This window comes from Acinetobacter sp. AOR01_HL (genome assembly GCF_027855455.1).
GTDB classification, from domain to species: domain Bacteria; phylum Pseudomonadota; class Gammaproteobacteria; order Pseudomonadales; family Moraxellaceae; genus Acinetobacter; species Acinetobacter baumannii.
Genome location: NZ_JAKTIM010000021.1, coordinates 13,339 through 31,577, shown reverse-complemented (window position 1 = coordinate 31,577; position 18,239 = coordinate 13,339). Strand labels below are relative to the sequence as shown.

Here is an 18,239-nt window from a genome sequence, read left to right as displayed (position 1 = left end):
TCATATTTAATCTGTAATAAACGCTATATACTAAATTTACGGTTCTATAATTCTAATAAGAGCTCAGTTAAGGGCTTCTTAGAAAAAAGCATGAGGCACAACGAGTTATGCGTCCATTACACCCTATTGATTTTATTTTTCTATCACTAGAAAAAAGACAACAACCGATGCATGTTGGCGGATTGTTTTTATTTGAAATACCTGAAAATGCCCCTGAAACTTTCGTTCATGATTTAGTAGAAGAAATTCGCCAATCTAAAAGTATTCCTGTTCCACCCTTCAATAACCGTTTAAATGGTCTATTTTGGGATGAAGATGAAGAGTTCGATATCGACCACCATTTTCGCCATATTGCCTTACCTCATCCTGGCCGGATTCGTGAATTACTGGTTTATATTTCCCAGCAGCACAGCTCTTTAATTGATCGTGCAAAACCACTTTGGACGTGTGACATTATTGAAGGGATCGAAGGCAATCGTTTCGCGATGTACTTTAAGATTCATCATGCCATGGTTGATGGTGTTGCAGGCATGCGCTTAATTGAGAAGTCGCTGTCAAAAACGCCGGAAGAAAAACATGTGGTTCCACTTTGGTGTGTAGAAAGTAAAAGAACAAAACGCTTAAAAGTACCAAAACCAAGCACAAGTAAGATCAAAAGTATTTTAGGTGGTATCAAATCACAGCTTGAAGTGACCCCTAAAGTTATGCAGGAATTATCGCAAACCATTTTTAAAGAAATGGGTAAAAATCCTGATTACGTCTCCACCTTTCAAGCTCCGGTTTCAATTTTAAATCAACGTGTAAGTGCTTCACGTCGCTTTGCAGCTCAATCTTTTGAATTAAGCCGTCTTAGAAAAATTTCTAAAGCACTTGGTGTAACGATCAATGACGTCGTACTTGCTGTGTGTTCTGGGGCATTACGTGAATATCTGATTAGTCACAACAGCCTGCCTAGAAAGCCTCTGATTGCCATGGTTCCTGCTTCCCTACGCACAGATGACTCTGACGTGAGCAATCGTATTACCATGATTTTGGCAAATTTAGGAACCCATAAAGATCAGCCACTAGAGCGGCTCGAGATCATTCGTCGTAGTATGCAAAATTCAAAGCAACGCTTTAGCCGCATGACCGCGAATGAGATTTTAAACTATAGCGCTGTTGTTTATGGTCCAGCTGGACTTAACATCATGTCGGGGATGCTTCCTAAGCGTCAGGCATTCAATTTAGTGATTTCCAATGTACCTGGCCCACGTGAGCCGCTTTATTGGAATGGTGCGAAATTAGATGCACTCTACCCTGCTTCTATTGTCATGGACGGGCAAGCGCTCAATATTACAATGACAAGCTATCTGGATAAGCTTGAAGTAGGTTTAACAGCATGTCGAAATGCTTTACCTAAAATGCAAAACCTTTTAACGCATCTTGAAGATGAGATTCAACGGTTTGAAGAAATTATTGAAGAGAAACAGCTGAAACATCATTCAGCGAGTTAGGAAAAATTAAGGGGCTTTAAAATGGCCCCTTATTTTTTAATTGCGCGGCACTGGTTAAGCAACTGATGACATACTGAACGAATCATTGCAGTTGTGATTGGTACTTCTTTACCTTGGTCATTCAACATATAGCAGCTATTGACTGGCGTGCTTTCTAAAACATGTTTAAGACCGTTGCTAATTAAGTTTTCACTTACATTCATGGGTTATACCTCTTATTGTTTGCTAAGACGTTTAATAGGGAGAACGTCTAGGGCTACTGTATGTAAGTAGTATTTAAAATTCATGAATGAAAGTAAAATTTCAGTTGTAACAAGGATTAAGCGATATCTTGTTACAACTTTAACTTAAAATGATATCGTATTGCTCTTGCGTATATAAATTTTCGACCTGAAATTTAATAACTCTGTTGATAAAATGCTCTAAATCCGCCACTGCAGGTGCTTCTGCTGTTAATAATCGGTCAATCACGGATGGATGAGCAACGACAGTAAAGCCACTCGTAGACTCAAATGCACGGGTGTAGCGTAATATCTCTCGAAATATTTCGTAACACACTGTCTCTGCAGTTTTGACAAAACCACGTCCCTGACACGTTGGACACGATTCACATAACAAGTGTTCTAATGATTCACGTGTACGTTTACGTGTCATTTCTACCAGACCAAGTTCAGAAACCTGTGTGATTTTGGTCTTGGCATGATCACGTTCAAGCATTTTTTCAAATTGACGCATCACTTCTTCACGATGAATCGCTTCTTGCATGTCAATAAAATCAATAATGATAATGCCGCCTAGATTTCGTAGTCTAAGCTGACGCGCAATCACCTGAGTCGCTTCCATGTTGGTCTTAAAGACAGTGTCTTCAAGGCTACGGCCACCAACATAAGAGCCTGTATTGACATCTATTGTGGTCATCGCCTCAGTCTGGTCAATCATTAAATAACCGCCAGACTTTAAAGCAACGCGTGTTTGCAGTGCTTTTTGGATATCTTCTTCAACGTTGTAAAGATCAAATAATGGACGCTCACCCGGGTAATGAATCAGGCGACTTTGCATATTCGGAACAAACTCATCTACAAACTCACGCAGTTTGCCGTGAATCTCTCTCGAATCGACGTAAATCTTTGCGGTTTCTTCACTTGCCAGATCACGGATAATTCGTTGCGGCAGCGGTAGTTCTTCAAAAATTAAAGAAGGTACTGCCACATCAACTTGCTTACGCTGAATATATTCCCATAACTTACTGAGGTAGCACATATCTTGTGCTATTTCGGCTTCATCTACCCCTTCAGCAGCAGTACGAACAATTACGCTACCGGGTAAATTATGCTCCGCCTGAATGCTCTCAATAATATTACGTAGCCGATCACGCTCTTCTTCAGACTCAATGCGCTGAGAAACACCAATATGGTTACCATATGGCATAAGAACTAAATAGCGAGAAGGAATTGAAAGATCTGTGCTCAGGCGAGCGCCTTTAGTACCGAGCATATCCTTCATCACCTGAACGGTAAGAATCTGCCCTGGATGAAGTAGTTCAAACACATTTGGAGTGGGCTGTGAACGTGGCCAAACCATATCATTAATATGCAAAAAGGCCGTTCTGGATAAACCGATATCAACAAAGGCCGCTTGCATACCCGGAAGCACACGTACAACTTTACCTTTGTAGATATTGCCGACAAGTCCACGTTTAACTGTACGTTCAACATACAGCTCATTAACAGTTCCATTTTCGATTAATGCCACCCGACACTCCATAGGTGTGACATTAATAAGTAGTTCTTCTGACATACATAAACTCAAAGCATTATAAAATTTTTATTAAAGAGTCAGAGGGACTGTTAATGTAGCTTTGTCCATTGTTCATCGACAATGCAATTCAATCAAGAATTATCAACAACCCCTTATGTCTTCACTCTTTTGAATAACTGTGAAAATTCGTACAAAGGAAGCCCTACCACATTACTATAACTTCCTTGAATTTTGGGAATATATTGTGAAGCAATTCCTTGAATTGCATATGCACCGGCCTTCCCTACAGGTTCTCCTGTGGCCCAGTAATCTTCCATATCTTGCGTAGTTAGAGATGCAAACTCAACTTGGGTCTGCACCACCTGACTTAAGATTTGTTGCTGTGTTGCAATACAAATTCCGGAAAATACATCATGCCAACGACCAGATAATTGTTTCCAGATGTCAAAGGCATGCTGCTTTGAGTCAGGTTTACCAATAATCTGACCATCCAGACCAAGGCTCGTATCTGCTGCAATAATCACTGAATCTGGAAAAATGTTTAATACAGCTTGGGCTTTTTCTCTCGCTAACCGCTCTACATATTGGTGAACCAGCTCACCTTCATGAACAGATTCATCAATATCAGGGCTATAGATTTCAAAATTTAAGCCCAGTTGTTGCAACAACTCCCTCCGACGCGGAGAACTAGAAGCTAAAACTAAATGCGCCATTTTGCTAAACAATAATAGACGACAGGCCAAGTTAAGATACTTGTCATCAATGGTTGCCAATGTCGAGCAATCGAAAAATGAATGCCCCCCATCGTTTGAGTCACCCACATAAACGCTAAGTGAGCAATAATCACCAATGTAGCAATTGTCCATAAATTACCAAAAGTCAAAATACGGCGTTCGCGTATTAAAAATCGGGTAATAAACGTGACAATAACAAAACTCAGTGCATTTAATCCTAAAGGTGCATCAAGCAATAGATCTGTAAAAATCCCCATACCAAATGCGAACCACACCCCACACCATGTTGGCTGGCACACAACCCAAAACAACATAATCATAAGCATGAACAATGGTCGCCAGCCCGAGATGTCGTAAGATAGTGGATAGATCATGAGGACAGACCCCACGATTATAGAGAGAATAATTCCCCATAATGGATCTTTACGCTTCTCACGTTTCAACTTAGCGATCGGCATATGGTTGCTCCTTCGCTAATGAGTCAGAGAAAAGTACAACAACATGATGACCAGTTGCTAATTGTGCTGCTGGTGTAACATCAATTTCAGCAAACTCACCTGAATTATGGCGACGGATTTTAGCCACCGTACCCACGGCATAACCTGCCGGAAAATGCTCACCTAAGCCTGAACTTAATACTTTATCGCCGACCTGAATATTTGCACTCGTTGGCACATATTCCATTTTTAAACGGCCTAAATCACCAGTACCCGAGACAATTGCACGCATACCTGTACGCTCTAAACGAACAGATAGAGAATGCTCTTTGTCAGAAAGCAGCATCACACGTGAACTATGAGGATATACATTGATAATTTGCCCCATAATCCCTTTATCATCTAAAACCGTTTGACCAACTTTAAGATGATCCATTGCACCACGGTTGATAATGATAATGTGACGAAGTGGATCGGCATCTGTCCCAATCACTTCCGCAATTTCCATACGACCATCAATAATTAATGGTGTATCGAGTAAACCACGTAAGCGCGTATTTTCAGCAGATAATTCAGACAGCTTCTGCAAGCGGACCTGAGCCTGTAATAGCTCAGCCTGCATTGCAGTGTTTTCACGGCGCAGTTGTGTTTCAGATTTAGTTTGTTGATTCAGCCATTCTCTCGACAGTACCGGATAACTTGCAAGTGCATAAATTGGATTATATGCAGCGTACAAGACATCCCTTGCTGGCTGAATTACATAAGGCATGCGCCAATCAAAGAACAGCACCACCAAGCATGTAATGACCGCAATAATGAACGAGCGGAAAGATGGCGGCTGTCTTGAAAAAATATTCGGTTGCACCGCCTAATCCTTAAACTTAACCGACGAAAAGCATGTCATGGTTCGGGTTGTCGAAGAACTCCAATACTTTACCACCACCACGGGTTACACAAGTAAGAGGGTCTTCAGCAACAACAACTGGCAAACCGGTTTCTTGAGCTAATAATTTATCAAGGTTACGAAGTAACGCTCCACCACCTGTCAACACAATACCGCGCTCAGCAATATCAGAAGAAAGTTCAGGAGGAGTTTGTTCAAGTGCAGATTTCACCGCGCTTACAATACTTTGTAACGGGTCAGAAATTGCTTGAGTAATTTCGTCAGAAGTTACGGTAATTGCACGAGGTACACCTTCTGCAAGGTTACGGCCACGTACTTCAATTTCTAATGTCGTACCATCAGAAACAGCCATACCAACTTCTTTTTTAATAATTTCAGCTGTGGTTTCACCAATTACGCAACCGTGAGCTTTACGAACATAATTGATAATTTGCTCATCAAATACATCGCCACCAATACGTAAAGAATCAGCATAGACACAACCTTGCAATGAAATAATTGCAATTTCAGTTGTACCACCACCAACATCCACAACCATAGAACCACATGCTTGTTCAACTGGCATGCCAGCACCAATTGCAGCAGCCATTGGCTCTTCAATTAGGCGTACATCACGAGCACCCGCATTAAATACGGCTTCGCGAATTGCACGGCGCTCGACCAAAGTTGATTTACATGGTACACATACAACTACACGAGGTGCAGGTGGGAACAAACGTTTTTCGTGAACTTTACCAATAAACTGATTCAACATGGTTTCAGTCACTTCAAAATCTGCAATTACACCGTCTTTCATTGGACGAATTGCAGAAATATTCGCAGGTGTACGGCCTAGCATTTGCTTAGCATCTAGCCCTACAGCAGCAACAATTTTTTGTGAACCACTGTGACGAATTGCCACAACTGTTGGTTCATTTAATATAATGCCGCGGCCTGGTGCATAAATAAGTGTATTTGCTGTACCTAAATCAATGGCTAGATCCGGCGAAAACAAGCCAATTAGTCGTTTTAGAATCACGGTTCGTTCTCAGTTAAACTTTCATGTGGATGCAAGGTGGCAACTTTAAACTAAATGTGATGATTTGAACAAGTCAATCGCTTATTATAACGCACGATATTTTGAAAATTTTTAATACTGATTAGGTGATGTTATGTCTACATCGGATGCACAGCATTCAGCAGATTTAAATGCACAAACAGTTTCAGCAATCGCCAATCTTGCTCGATTGTCGCTCAATGATACGCAATCTGCTGAATATGCTCAAAGTCTAAATAAAATTTTAGGCATGATGGAAACCTTAAAAGGCATTGATACGGAAGGCGTAGAACCTTTAAAGAGTCCTTTTGACAATCCTCAACCTTTACGTGCTGATGTGGTAACTGAAAGCAATCATCGGGACGAATACCAAGCAGTTGCACCTGCAACTCAAGATGGTTTGTATCTTGTTCCTCGCGTGATTGAATAACTTTTAATCAATTAACCCATCTTCCCTATTTTGAATGTAAAGAAATTTTACTCATGACTGATTTACATCGCTTATCAATTCGCGAACTTGCTGAAGGCTTAAGCCAAGCGAAGTTTTCATCTCGCGAATTGACTGAACATTATTTAAAACGTATTGCTAAAATCGATCCGCAAGTTAAGAGCTATGTGACGGTTACTCCAGAACAGGCACTTCGCGAAGCCGATGCTGCCGATGCCGCATTAAAAGCTGGCAATGCAACTGCTTTAACGGGTATTCCTCTTGCCCACAAAGACATCTTTTGTACCAAAGGTATTAAAACCACTGCTGGTTCAAAAATGCTCGATAACTTCATTTCACCTTACGATGCAACCGTTGTTGAAAAAACTAAAGCAGCTGGTCTGGTTACTTTAGGTAAAGTGAACATGGATGAGTTTGCGATGGGCTCAACTTCTGAGAGTTCATATGTAGGTGCAACGAGTAATCCTTGGGCACTTGACCATGTTCCTGGCGGTTCATCTGGTGGTTCTGCTGCGGCTGTAGCGGCTGATTTAGCACCATTTGCTACAGGTACCGATACAGGTGGCTCAATTCGCCAACCTGCTTCTTTCTGTGGTTTAACAGGCTTAAAACCAACTTATGGTCGTGTATCTCGTTTCGGGATCATTGCTTATGCATCATCATTAGACCAAGCAGGTCCAATGGCACGCTCTGCTGAAGACTGTGCTTACCTGATGAATGTAATTGCAGGTCACGATGCTAAAGACTCAACTTCGGTTAAAAAAGAAGTCGATGATTACGTTGCAAACCTAAATAACACATCTGTAAAAGGCTTACGCATTGGTATTCCTAAACAATACTTTAACGTTGCAGGTTTAGATGCGGACGTAAAAGCACGTGTTGAAGAGTCTTTGAAAAAGCTTGAAGAAATGGGCGCAACGCTTGTTGAAATCGACCTCAACATGACTGAAGCATATGTACCAACGTATTACCTCATCGCGCCAGCGGAAGCATCTTCTAACTTGTCACGTTATGACGGTGTTCGCTACGGTTACCGCTGTGAAAACCCAGCTGACTTGATGGATCTTTACAAACGTTCGCGTTCAGAAGGCTTCGGTCCAGAAGTTCAACGCCGTATTTTAATTGGTACATACGCGCTTTCTGCGGGTTATTACGATGCTTACTATGTAAAAGCACAAAAAGTACGTCGTTTAATTCAACAAGACTTCTTAAAAGCTTTTGAAAATGTAGATGTAATTGCAGCACCTGCTGCACCAACAACTGCCTATAAAATCGGTGCATCTTTAGACCCTGTTGAAATGTACTTAGGCGATATCTATACCATCGCAGTGAACTTAGCGGGCTTGCCAGCGATTAATGCTCCTGTTGGTTTTGATAAAGACAACTTACCAGTAGGTTTACAGTTAATCGGTAATTACTGGTCAGAATCACAATTGTTGTCGATTGTTCACCAATACCAACAAAACACTGACTGGCACACCAAACGTGCGGCAATTGCTGAGGAGAATGCATAATGGCTGAAGCTCAAAAGTTGAAATTGATTGACGGTTGGGAAGTCGTTATTGGTATTGAGATTCATACTCAGCTTGCAACCAATTCTAAAATTTTCTCAGGTTCATCAACTGAATTTGGTCAAGACCCAAATACACAAGCGAGCCTTGTAGACTTGGCGATGCCGGGTGTATTGCCGGTTTTAAATGAAAAAGTGGTTGAACTCGCAATTCGCTTTGGTTTAGGGATTGATGCTTACATCGACCAAGCTTCAGTCTTTGCACGTAAAAACTACTTCTATCCTGACTCTCCAAAAGGCTATCAAATTAGCCAAATGGACAATCCGATTGTGGGCTTGGGCCATATCGACATTCAGCTTGAAGATGGAACGACTAAACGCATTGGCGTAACTCGTGCTCACCTTGAAGAAGATGCGGGTAAGTCTGTGCACGACCAATTTGAAGGTATGTCTGGCATTGACTTAAACCGTGCTGGTACGCCTTTGCTTGAAATCGTTTCTGAACCAGACATGCGTTCGGTTGAAGAAGCAGTTGCCTACATCAAAGCAATTCACACACTAGTACGTTGGTTAGGTATTTCTGACGGTAACATGGCTGAAGGTTCATTCCGTGCGGACTGTAACGTGTCTTTACGTCGTCCGGGACAACCATTTGGCACACGCTGTGAGCTTAAAAACCTCAACTCATTCCGTTTCATTGAGCAAGCGATCAATGTTGAAATTGAACGCCAAATGGAAATTTTGGAATGGGGCGGCGAAATTGATCAAGAAACTCGTTTGTTCGATCCAAATAAAATGGAAACGCGTTCTATGCGTTCCAAAGAAGAAGCGAATGACTACCGCTACTTCCCTGATCCAGACTTGTTACCAGTAATTATTCCAGATGAGCAAATTGAGGCCATCAAGGCAACTATGCCTGAGTTGCCAGCAGCACGCCGTGCACGCTTTATTGCAGACTTTGGCGTAACTGAATACGACGCACACGTACTTACGCTCTCACGCGAAATGGCGGACTTCTATGAAGCTGTTGTTGCTGCGGCTGGTGGTGCGAAGCAAGGTAAAATTGCTGCAAACTGGGTAATGGGTGAATTCTCTGGTGCTTTAAACAAAGCGGGCTTAGAGTTAACAGACTCACCTGTTTCTGCTGAACAGCTTGGCGGCATGATTGCGCGTATTATCGACAACACCATTAGCGGTAAAATTGCTAAACAAGTCTTTGGCTTTATGTGGGAATCGGAAGGTAAATCTGCCGATGACATTATTGCGGAAAAAGGCTTAAAGCAAGAAACCGACACAGGTGCAATTGAAGCAATCATTAAAGAAGTACTTGCAGCCAATGAAAAAATGGTTGAAGAGTACAAGTCTGGTAAAGAGAAAGCCTTTAACGGTCTTGTTGGTCAAGTCATGAAAGCCTCTAAGGGTAAAGCTAACCCTGCACAAGTAAATGAATTAATGAAAAAATTGATTGGTTAATTCCATTAGCTAACTCAACAAAAAAGCCTCGATTTATCGGGGCTTTTTTATATGACCTACAAGATACACTTCGACTAAAGAATATTCTTTTTTCTAAAAAATCACATAACGGCTGTGCTAATTTAAATTAAAAATTGAAATCACTTATATTTTAAAAAGAGGGATAAATCATGTCTAAAAAGATTTTAATGTTGGTCGGTGACTATGCAGAAGACTATGAAACCATGGTTCCTTTCCAGTTTTTAACTGGTTTAGGTTATACCGTACATGCTGTTTGCCCGAATAAAAAGAACGGTGACCATATTGCAACAGCTATTCATGATTTTGAAGGTGAGCAAACTTATAGCGAAAAACGTGGTCACAACTTCGCGATTAATTATGAATTCGATGCCGTTAATACCGAAGACTATATAGGTTTAGTCATCCCGGGTGGCCGTGCGCCAGAGTATTTACGCATGAATGAACGTGTTATCGAAATTGTACGTGAATTCGATAGAGTGAAAAAACCAATTGCAGCCGTATGCCACGGTGCTCAGTTACTCGCTGCGGCAGACATTTTAAAAGACCGCCTCTGCTCGGCTTATCCAGCATGTGCAGCCGAAGTAAAATTAGCAGGTGGGCAATATGCAGACATTGCTGTAACTGATGCCGTTACCGATGGGCATTTGGTGACTGCTCCAGCTTGGCCTGCACATCCAGCTTGGTTAGCACAATTTGTGAAAGTTTTAGGCGCTAAGATTAGTATCTAAATAAGATTCTTCATCCCAAATACAATAAAGCCTGCATTTAGATAGCAGGCTTTATTACTAAAATAGGAAACTAGATTTTTATCTTGTAATTCCTAATTTATTCCAAATTTCTGGTGTTAAAAACGTTGTCACCAATTTATTTAAATCGATATAGCGTAATGTGCCCTGCAACTGCTGTTTAACGGCTGGGTCTTTAACAATATCTTCACCCGCACTTTGACCTAACTGTTGGAAAGCCTCCCCAACTGCCTTCACACCTTCAGCCTGAATTACAGCTTTGGTCTGAGCAGAACATTGCTCTACAATTATCCGCTGTAAAACCTGAGCCAGTTTTTGATCTAACTGGTCTTTTTGCTCAGGCGTTACATTACTAAATGCTTTTAAATCTGGATGAGCCGCTAAAGCTGTAAATGTCCATTGGAGCACCGTAGTTTTATCTGAAGCTGTTGTTGCTTTAACTAAACAATCACTAAGCTGATCAACTGTTGGACCAGCCATCGCAATTTGTGTTGCGCCCAGTACAGTCGCCGCCACACATATTGAACGGCTCAAATGTGAAAACTTACGGCGAGCAATAGCATAAAGATGACGTGACATAGGTCTAGCTCCAATAAACAATCTGTTCTTTTTATCACAGAGTCACTAAAGTTACCTGTTATGACTCTGTAACCACAAAGTAGTCATTTCACCACAGACTCTATTCGATCAAGCTCCCACACTCCACCTGCTGCCAAGCCTTTACACATACCCGTCCACATATCCTTAGTATGCACAAAACTCTTGCCGTCCCATACCCATTCTTCACTTGCCCAGCAATCTCCAATGCCTCGTCCCTTTTGAGCACTACTCATAATACCGCTATCAAAATCTGAGGCGGACTCAGTTACAAACGCGGCCTTACCGTTTAAAGACTCATCGAGTACCCATGCCCCATACCCTTCGTTATAAGCCCCTCTCCAACACAATGTAGTCGCCAGAACTTTCTTATTGGTTAATTTATATAGCTCAATTTTCTGTGGTTCGGCTCCATCACTGTTACCACCATAAATACCTTCACAAAAGCCGTCTTCTTTCGGATTCGGTTTAGCAGCCATCAAACTACGGTGTATTGCTTGGTACTGTTTATTTTTAGGCTGTAAAGTTAAATAAGGTTTGGTTGAAGTCTTAATACGCTTCACAACTAGTTTTGGTTCAGGCATAAGCACTTGATTTTCATTGGCACTGCCCTTTTTAACCAAAGCACCAATAGTCCCTATACGCTTCTGAAAATCATCCATCTTTAATAATACGGCAGTCATCCCAGCATCGGAAATTTTCCATTTATGCTGTGTATTTTTAAATAAAATTTCGGTCTTCTGTTTCGACTGCTGTAGTAGAGCATTGACTTGCGAGCTGTTTAGCTTACCCATAATTGGCAGCTCAGTACCGTCCACACCCACCGCACCTAAATCTTTGCCATTTATATAAAAATGGATATTTTTAAGCTGGTTTGCAGGTATGCTTTGTTCATAGTCAGACAAAGCAAACTCAATCTGCACAGGTTGTTTTGGGCCTGCTTTACGTGTTAATAAAATTGAAGCGGGATTATCACCATTTTCTTCATTTTGATATCCTGCGGCCTTACAGGTGCCCGTATTACTGCAAGAGATTTCCCACTCTTGGTGAGAAAATGAAATACCTTTTACATCTTGAGCAAAACTATAAGAACTTATTACTGCCAAACAACAAATTGAAAGTATATTTTTCATTTTTTCATGTCTCTACACGTCTGTTTTATTGTGAAGTTAACAACGGTGTTAAATTTTGAGTTACCGTCTAGTTTAAAAGAATATGTTAGATTTATATAAGATTTAAATTGATTACTTTCTAAAAATGAAAAAACTAAATTTTTTATTATGGGCAACATTAGTCAGCCTAAATTCAACTGCTTATGCAGAAGTAAAAAGCTTTACTCCTCATTTCCCCAAATTTTATAACTCTGCTGCAACCCGCAAAGCAAACAATCAATTCTATGCTCTTGGAGAGGCAAAATTTTTAAACGGCGTTGTAGTCCCTTTTTATGGCGTTACGGCACAAAACCCAATAGAAGATGGTTTACTTAAAAATTTTGAAAAATGTACGCTTAAAAGCTGTAGTTTTAATTTTAAACTTGATGCTCAACATGCCAAGCAATTAAAGCTTCTTGCATTACCTGAAATAGGATTAGTACTTGTTCCACGTAACTGGCAAGATGTTCAAGCAAATGCAGGGGCAAATGGAACTGGTTTTGCTCTAATCATGAGTCCAGATCAGAAGCAAGCGATAAAGCTTTATGACTCTTCATTTTGCGTTGGATGTGGATTACCCAATGCAACGCTTTATTTTCCTGAACTATTAAAAGAAAGTCTTGAAAATGAATATGGTGGTTTTAAAGACCCTAAAAACCTTATCAATATTGTTCATCCCTCTAAAAAAGTCGCTTTTTTTAGCTACCAAATTCCTCAAGTGAACAATAAAACCCATGGTATTGCCAAGTATGATGATGAAGACACTTTTAACTATAAAGAGATTCAAGTCACCTTAGATAAGTCGCAGCAGTTTCTAGTTGGCCCTATCCTTAATTTTTATAACGCAACCCATTAAATCAATAACCATAAAAAAAACCCGCTTTCGCGGGCTTTCTTAATTACCAAATAGTTACCCGTTTCTCTGGTGGTAAATACATCTGATCATCTTCGTTTATTTTAAAAGCCTCATAAAATGGTTTTTGATTCATTAAAGCTCCATTACCACGTACTTTATCAGGAGAGTGAGGATCAGTTTTTAAATAGATAATCGCTTGAGCTTCGCGGGTTTTCGCACGCCAAACTTGAGCCCACCCCATATAAAAACGTTGCTCCCCAGTCCGTCCATCAATTACAGGGGCTGGCTTACCGCCTAATGCAATTTGATAGGCCTTATAGGCAATTGCTAACCCAGAGTTATCTGCAATATTTTCACCTAATGTCAATTCACCATTAACATGATAACCAGCAATCGGTTCATAACGGTTATATTGTTCAATCAACGCTTGTGTTTTAGCTTTAAAATGCTGGTGATCTTCAGCATTCCACCAGTTTCTCATATTGCCCAATTCATCAAACTGGCTACCCTGATCATCAAAGCCATGACTAATTTCATGGCCAATCACAGCACCTATACCACCATAATTCACTGCATCGTCTGCGTTTATATTAAAAAAAGGTGGTTGTAATATCGCTGCTGGAAATACAATTTCATTCAATGATGGATTGTAATAGGCATTCACCGTTTGTGGTTTCATATACCATTCATCACGATCAACCGGTTTACCTAATTTATTAAGTTCATAGTGATATCTAAACTCACTTGCGCGAATTATATTCCCAACTAAATCATTTTTAGCGATGTGCAGGTCAGAATAATCACGCCACTTTTTTGGATACCCGATTTTTATTGACATGTGAGAAAGCTTTTTACGAGCTTGTATTTTCGTTGCAGGACTCATCCAGTCCAATTCTGTAATGCTTTGGTCATAAGCACGAATCAGATTTTGAACCAATAATTCCATCTGTTGTTTTTTCTCAGCGGGAAAGTATTTTTCAACATAAAGTTTGCCGATACCATCTCCCAGCACCTTATCAACAAGCTGTACACCACGCTTCCAACGCGCTTCTTGTTCAGTAATATCTCGAAGTGTCTTGTTATAAAAATCAAATTTATTATCTACAAAAGCGCTATTTAGTAATGGAGAAAAATTATTGATCAAATGCAATTTAAAATAAGCTTTCCATATATCTAAGGGTGTATTTTGAATAATTGTATTTAAGCCCTGAAAGTAATCTGGCTGATTTACCTGAATAGTATCAATTTTTCCTTTTAATTCAGTTGCAGTTAGATAACCTTGCCAATCAAAATCGGGGGTCAATTTATACAAATCTGCGAGTTTGTATTTATTGTAGCGTTTTGCAAGATCACGGTTTTGTACATTGCTCCACTGTATTCGTGCTAACTGAGTTTCAAGTTTTAAGATTTCCTGAGCATGTTGCGCGGCTTGTGAATCTTCTGCAAGTGATAAAGTTTTTTCAATATACTTTAAATACTGTGCACGAGTTTCGATAAATTTTTTATCATCTTTTAAATAATAATCGCGGTCAGGTAGCCCCAAACCACTTTGCTCCAATCCAGCCACCATTTCGGTAGATTTTTTCATATCCTGTTCAATGCCTAAGCCAATCGGGCTATTAACATTAATACGAGCAAAATGGGCCATTAAAACTGCTATTTGCTTCTTATTTTTCAAGCTATCAATTTGATGTAGCTCAGTTTGTAGGGGGATAATACCTTGCTTTTCAATGCCTTTTTCATCCATAAAGCTCGCATATAAAGTAGCTATTTTCTGCTCTAAACTACCATCCGCCCATTTTTTTCTAGATAGCTCTTCTACAATCCCATGTACTTGACTGATTGATAACTCACGGAGCTGATTAAAAGCTCCCCAATTTGCTTTATCAGCTGGGATTTCAGTATTTTTTAACCAAATACCATTTACATGAGCATAAAAATCGTTCTTTTCACTAATAGAAGAATCAATATATTGTTGATCTATACCTGATATTTTTTTGATTTGAGAAGTTGTCACTAATTCCGCATGTACCAAATTAGCAGAAGACATAAGTGCAATCGTAAGAGCACTTTTAAGTAAAATAGATTTCAAAGACTTAACCTCGTATTTAAATATTTAATAATCTAAAACAATGATTTAAATTGATTATTTTTTTATTAATTAAGCGAATAGCAAAATTAAAATCAATATAGAAGCAAATTCTATACCGCGAAAATATAATATTTCAAAAAATATATTTTATTATATAAATCAAAATTATAAATAAAGAGCTATACATAACAGGTTATTTTACTAAATACTCAACATTTTAAAGATGCCCTGGCTTGAATCAAGGCACCTTAAAGAATGATGATTACTTTTAATTTAAAGTATCTTCAAATGTTCTCAAACGCTTATAAATTGAAAGTAGTTCAATGATTGTTTTCCATGAAGTAATTAAATACTGGAATGATTCACGGACCTTATCAAAGACATTACTAATTTGCGTAATTAAGCCTAATGTCATTTTACCTGCTGCAATTGACGGAAATAAAACAACCAAGCTATATAAAATATCTAATTGTAGATACCAGATACTAACCAGATTAAAATAAGAATAATGAAGGTATAATCGAAAATAATTAAATCTGACTTTTGAGAATAATTCTTTTAATGTCTTTGGCTGTGCCCGTTCTTCATAGTCTTCGCCATAAACCAACTCTTTACGATAAGCAGCTTCTACCTTCTGGTTATTAAATTGTAGACCGGGTAATTTAATACCAACCACCATGAGTAAAACTGTACCAAAAATAGCCCATACAATTGCTGCCCATACTAATGAATGATCAATTTCTCCTACAATAGGTAATACTTTAACCTGCTTAGAAAGTTCAAATAGAATAGGTAAAAATGCAATCAATACCATAATTGCCTTTATGAAGTTTACGCCTAAATCTTCTAAAACAGATGCAAAACGCATGGTGTCTTCTTGCACACGCTGTGAAGCACCTTCAATATGGCGAAGTTTCGCCCAATGCTCTGTATAATATTCATTCATAGCCGTACGCCAACGAAATACATAATGGCTAGCAAAAAATGCATTAATCACGGCTAAAGTTACGCCAACCATGGCAATTAAAAGAAAAGTAACTGTTCCGCTATATAGCTTATTAATATCACCGCCACCATGATCTAGCATTGCTTGAATAAGATTATAAAAAGGTGCATACCATGCATTAACGGCAACACTGACTTGCACGCCAAACCAGATGTTAAATAAAATAAAAGCAGAGCCCCAAACTGACCAACGTTGCCATGGATGATTAGAAATAATTCTCCAAAACCCTGCAAAAATTGCTGTAGAAACTAGGAACCAAATATAAAACCATATAAAAGTCGGAGACCAGAAGCGGCTAACACCAATTGGTAATTGTTCACTATGGTAACCCTGATGGAATCCAATGAAACTCCCCCATGTACTACCACCAGAATACCAAAGCACCATATTAAGCGCGATCCAAATAACCGCAGATATAAAGAAATACCGTGGTGATGGAAAAAATGATTTGAACATTGAGTGTTGATATCCCTATATTTCTTCAAATTTACAATGAAAGGAATACTAAAACCTAAACCTTAAAATTGTGAAGGCTAAAGTTTAGAGAATTGTCAATTTTTCCCATTTCATTGAAGGATTTGATCGTTTTTTTGTAAATTCATCCCTTTATGCAATTTAATCCGTTTAAATTGCTTTGTATATGGCTCCCCTAAGAGCCATATACAGTTTTTATATCACAGCCATATGTACGTTTAAATCTCTTCTTTACGAACAATATAGCCTTCAAGTTGCATAGCCTGAATTAATGGTTCCAGATCTGGAGCGCTTTTTAGTTCAATATCGACACTCACCGCACTTTCTTTAGCACGGCTTGTTGCTGCAAAGCGTTCATGTCGAAGTTCGTAAATATTACCGCCCTGCTCCGCAATAATTGCTGTTAAACGCGCTAAGGCACCCGGATTATCTGGTAATTCAACGCGAATACGAACCATACGGCCAGTACGAGTTAAGTGACGCTGTAATACTGAAACCATTACACGTGTATCAATATTGCCACCAGATAACACCACACCAACTTTATGGCCTAAAAATAGATCGGGACGAGACATAATTGCAGAAATTCCAGTCGCGCCAGCTCCTTCACACACTGTTTTTTCAATGTTGAGTAATAGCGCAATCGCTTCTTCAATCATATCTTCAGTGACTACCACAATATCATCTACAAAATGCTTAGCAATTTGTGTGGTCAGCTCGCCCGGAGTTTTAACCGCAATACCTTCAGCCACCGTTGAACCCATTGAAACCGCGAGTTGATAGTTACAAAGCAGTTTCGCCATACTTGGATAAACAACCGACTGAACTCCGATAATCTTGATTTTAGGATTTATTGATTTTGCAGCAATCGCAATACCAGAAATGAGACCACCACCTCCAATAGGTACGACCAAGATATCTAAATCAGGAACAGCTTCCAGCATTTCGAGCGCGATAGTACCTTGACCCGCAATAATTTCAGCATCATCAAATGGATGAATAATGGTTAGAGATTCTTCTTGTGCCACACGGTGCATTTCAGCAGCAGCTTCCGAAAAGTCTTGGCCATGCAAAATAACACGGCACCGTATTCACGTACTCGTTGCACCTTCACATTGGGCGTCGATTTTGGCATAACAATAGTTGCCGTGACTCCTGTGCGCTGTGCATGATAAGCGACCCCTTGCGCATGATTACCAGCTGAAGCTGCAATTACACCATGTTGTTTTTCTTGTTCAGATAAGCTCAAAAGTTTATTTAATGCGCCTCTTTCTTTAAACGAAGCCGTAAACTGTAGATTCTCAAATTTCAGCCACATTTCAGCCCCTAAGGTTTTAGAAATGGTTTCTGAAAAAACAAAAGGTGTTTTAACAACTAAACCATCTAAACGCTCTGCAGCGGCATGTATATCTTCTAATGTTGGAAACTCATTTTTTACCTGTTGCTGAATCATCTAAGTAGCTGGCCTCAATATGTTACAAATCAATTATTTTTTTGAAAAAT

16 protein-coding genes and 1 pseudogene are annotated in these 18,239 nt (G+C 39.6%); 6 read left to right on the top strand and 11 right to left on the bottom strand.

Features of this window, described 5'->3' with window-relative positions; genetic code table 11:
- Positions 1–107: 107 nt before the first annotated feature.
- A complete protein-coding gene (locus MKL62_RS07655) occupies positions 108–1,493 on the top strand; it encodes a WS/DGAT/MGAT family O-acyltransferase (protein WP_001247581.1) in 1,386 nt (461 codons plus the stop codon).
- 29 nt (positions 1,494–1,522) lie between these two features.
- Here the strand turns inward: MKL62_RS07655 and MKL62_RS07650 are convergent, their stop codons facing one another.
- The 6 genes from MKL62_RS07650 to MKL62_RS07625 form a co-directional block, all read right to left on the bottom strand.
- Positions 1,523–1,696, bottom strand: coding sequence for a PA1571 family protein (locus tag MKL62_RS07650; RefSeq protein WP_001103036.1), 174 nt, complete (start codon positions 1,694–1,696; stop codon positions 1,523–1,525).
- Between the two features lie 139 nt (positions 1,697–1,835).
- Positions 1,836–3,290 (bottom strand): ribonuclease G, encoded by a 1,455-nt coding sequence (rng, locus tag MKL62_RS07645; RefSeq protein ID WP_001288187.1) that lies wholly within the window; start codon positions 3,288–3,290, stop codon positions 1,836–1,838.
- 113 nt (positions 3,291–3,403) lie between these two features.
- Positions 3,404–3,964, bottom strand: coding sequence for a Maf-like protein (locus tag MKL62_RS07640; RefSeq protein WP_000940845.1), 561 nt, complete (start codon positions 3,962–3,964; stop codon positions 3,404–3,406).
- Entirely contained in the window at positions 3,952–4,443 is a 492-nt protein-coding gene (gene mreD, locus MKL62_RS07635; RefSeq protein ID WP_001121008.1) for a rod shape-determining protein MreD, read from the bottom strand. Before mreD ends, MKL62_RS07640 begins: the two co-directional genes overlap by 13 nt.
- Positions 4,430–5,287 (bottom strand): rod shape-determining protein MreC, encoded by an 858-nt coding sequence (mreC, locus tag MKL62_RS07630; RefSeq protein WP_001182997.1) that lies wholly within the window; start codon positions 5,285–5,287, stop codon positions 4,430–4,432. The genes mreD and mreC overlap by 14 nt, the downstream gene beginning before the upstream one ends.
- 16 nt (positions 5,288–5,303) lie before the next feature.
- Positions 5,304–6,344 (bottom strand): rod shape-determining protein, encoded by a 1,041-nt coding sequence (locus MKL62_RS07625; RefSeq protein WP_000601379.1) that lies wholly within the window; start codon positions 6,342–6,344, stop codon positions 5,304–5,306.
- Between the two features lie 133 nt (positions 6,345–6,477).
- Here MKL62_RS07625 and gatC point away from each other — a divergent pair, with 133 nt between their 5' ends.
- The 4 genes from gatC (at position 6,478) to MKL62_RS07605 (ending at position 10,542) form a co-directional block, all read left to right on the top strand.
- Positions 6,478–6,792, top strand: coding sequence for an Asp-tRNA(Asn)/Glu-tRNA(Gln) amidotransferase subunit GatC (gatC, locus tag MKL62_RS07620; protein WP_000107699.1), 315 nt, complete (start codon positions 6,478–6,480; stop codon positions 6,790–6,792).
- 53 nt (positions 6,793–6,845) lie between these two features.
- Positions 6,846–8,324, top strand: coding sequence for an Asp-tRNA(Asn)/Glu-tRNA(Gln) amidotransferase subunit GatA (gene gatA / locus MKL62_RS07615; protein WP_000130660.1), 1,479 nt, complete (start codon positions 6,846–6,848; stop codon positions 8,322–8,324).
- The gene (gatB, locus tag MKL62_RS07610) at positions 8,324–9,793 is read left to right on the top strand and encodes an Asp-tRNA(Asn)/Glu-tRNA(Gln) amidotransferase subunit GatB (protein WP_000796648.1); all 1,470 of its coding nucleotides are present in this window, start codon (positions 8,324–8,326) and stop codon (positions 9,791–9,793) included. The genes gatA and gatB overlap by 1 nt, the downstream gene beginning before the upstream one ends.
- Before the next feature lie 170 nt (positions 9,794–9,963).
- Positions 9,964–10,542 (top strand): DJ-1/PfpI family protein, encoded by a 579-nt coding sequence (locus MKL62_RS07605; protein ID WP_005127992.1) that lies wholly within the window; start codon positions 9,964–9,966, stop codon positions 10,540–10,542.
- A gap of 78 nt (positions 10,543–10,620) precedes the next feature.
- Here the strand turns inward: MKL62_RS07605 and MKL62_RS07600 are convergent, their stop codons facing one another.
- Positions 10,621–11,139 (bottom strand): hypothetical protein, encoded by a 519-nt coding sequence (locus MKL62_RS07600; protein ID WP_000086443.1) that lies wholly within the window; start codon positions 11,137–11,139, stop codon positions 10,621–10,623.
- 83 nt (positions 11,140–11,222) lie between these two features.
- Positions 11,223–12,290, bottom strand: a complete 1,068-nt coding sequence (locus tag MKL62_RS07595) for a DUF1176 domain-containing protein (protein ID WP_005127991.1) — start codon at positions 12,288–12,290, stop codon at positions 11,223–11,225.
- Between the two features lie 124 nt (positions 12,291–12,414).
- On the opposite strand from MKL62_RS07595, the gene MKL62_RS07590 reads away from it, so the two are divergent.
- Positions 12,415–13,164 carry a DUF4850 domain-containing protein gene (locus tag MKL62_RS07590; protein ID WP_005127990.1) on the top strand — a complete coding sequence of 250 codons (750 nt, stop codon included), beginning with the start codon at positions 12,415–12,417 and terminating at the stop codon, positions 13,162–13,164.
- Positions 13,165–13,207: 43 nt separating this feature from the next.
- On the opposite strand, the gene MKL62_RS07585 is transcribed toward MKL62_RS07590, so the two are convergent.
- The 3 genes and pseudogenes from MKL62_RS07585 to MKL62_RS07575 all read right to left on the bottom strand — a co-directional run bounded on the left by MKL62_RS07585 (position 13,208) and on the right by MKL62_RS07575 (position 18,189).
- Complete coding sequence (locus tag MKL62_RS07585; RefSeq protein WP_005127989.1) at positions 13,208–15,256, bottom strand: M13 family metallopeptidase; 2,049 nt, start codon at positions 15,254–15,256, stop codon at positions 13,208–13,210.
- A gap of 268 nt (positions 15,257–15,524) precedes the next feature.
- Positions 15,525–16,718 carry a peptide antibiotic transporter SbmA gene (gene sbmA / locus MKL62_RS07580; protein ID WP_002041898.1) on the bottom strand — a complete coding sequence of 398 codons (1,194 nt, stop codon included), beginning with the start codon at positions 16,716–16,718 and terminating at the stop codon, positions 15,525–15,527.
- A 236-nt stretch (positions 16,719–16,954) separates the two neighbouring features.
- Positions 16,955–18,189, bottom strand: a pseudogene (locus MKL62_RS07575) (threonine ammonia-lyase).
- Positions 18,190–18,239 lie beyond the last annotated feature (50 nt).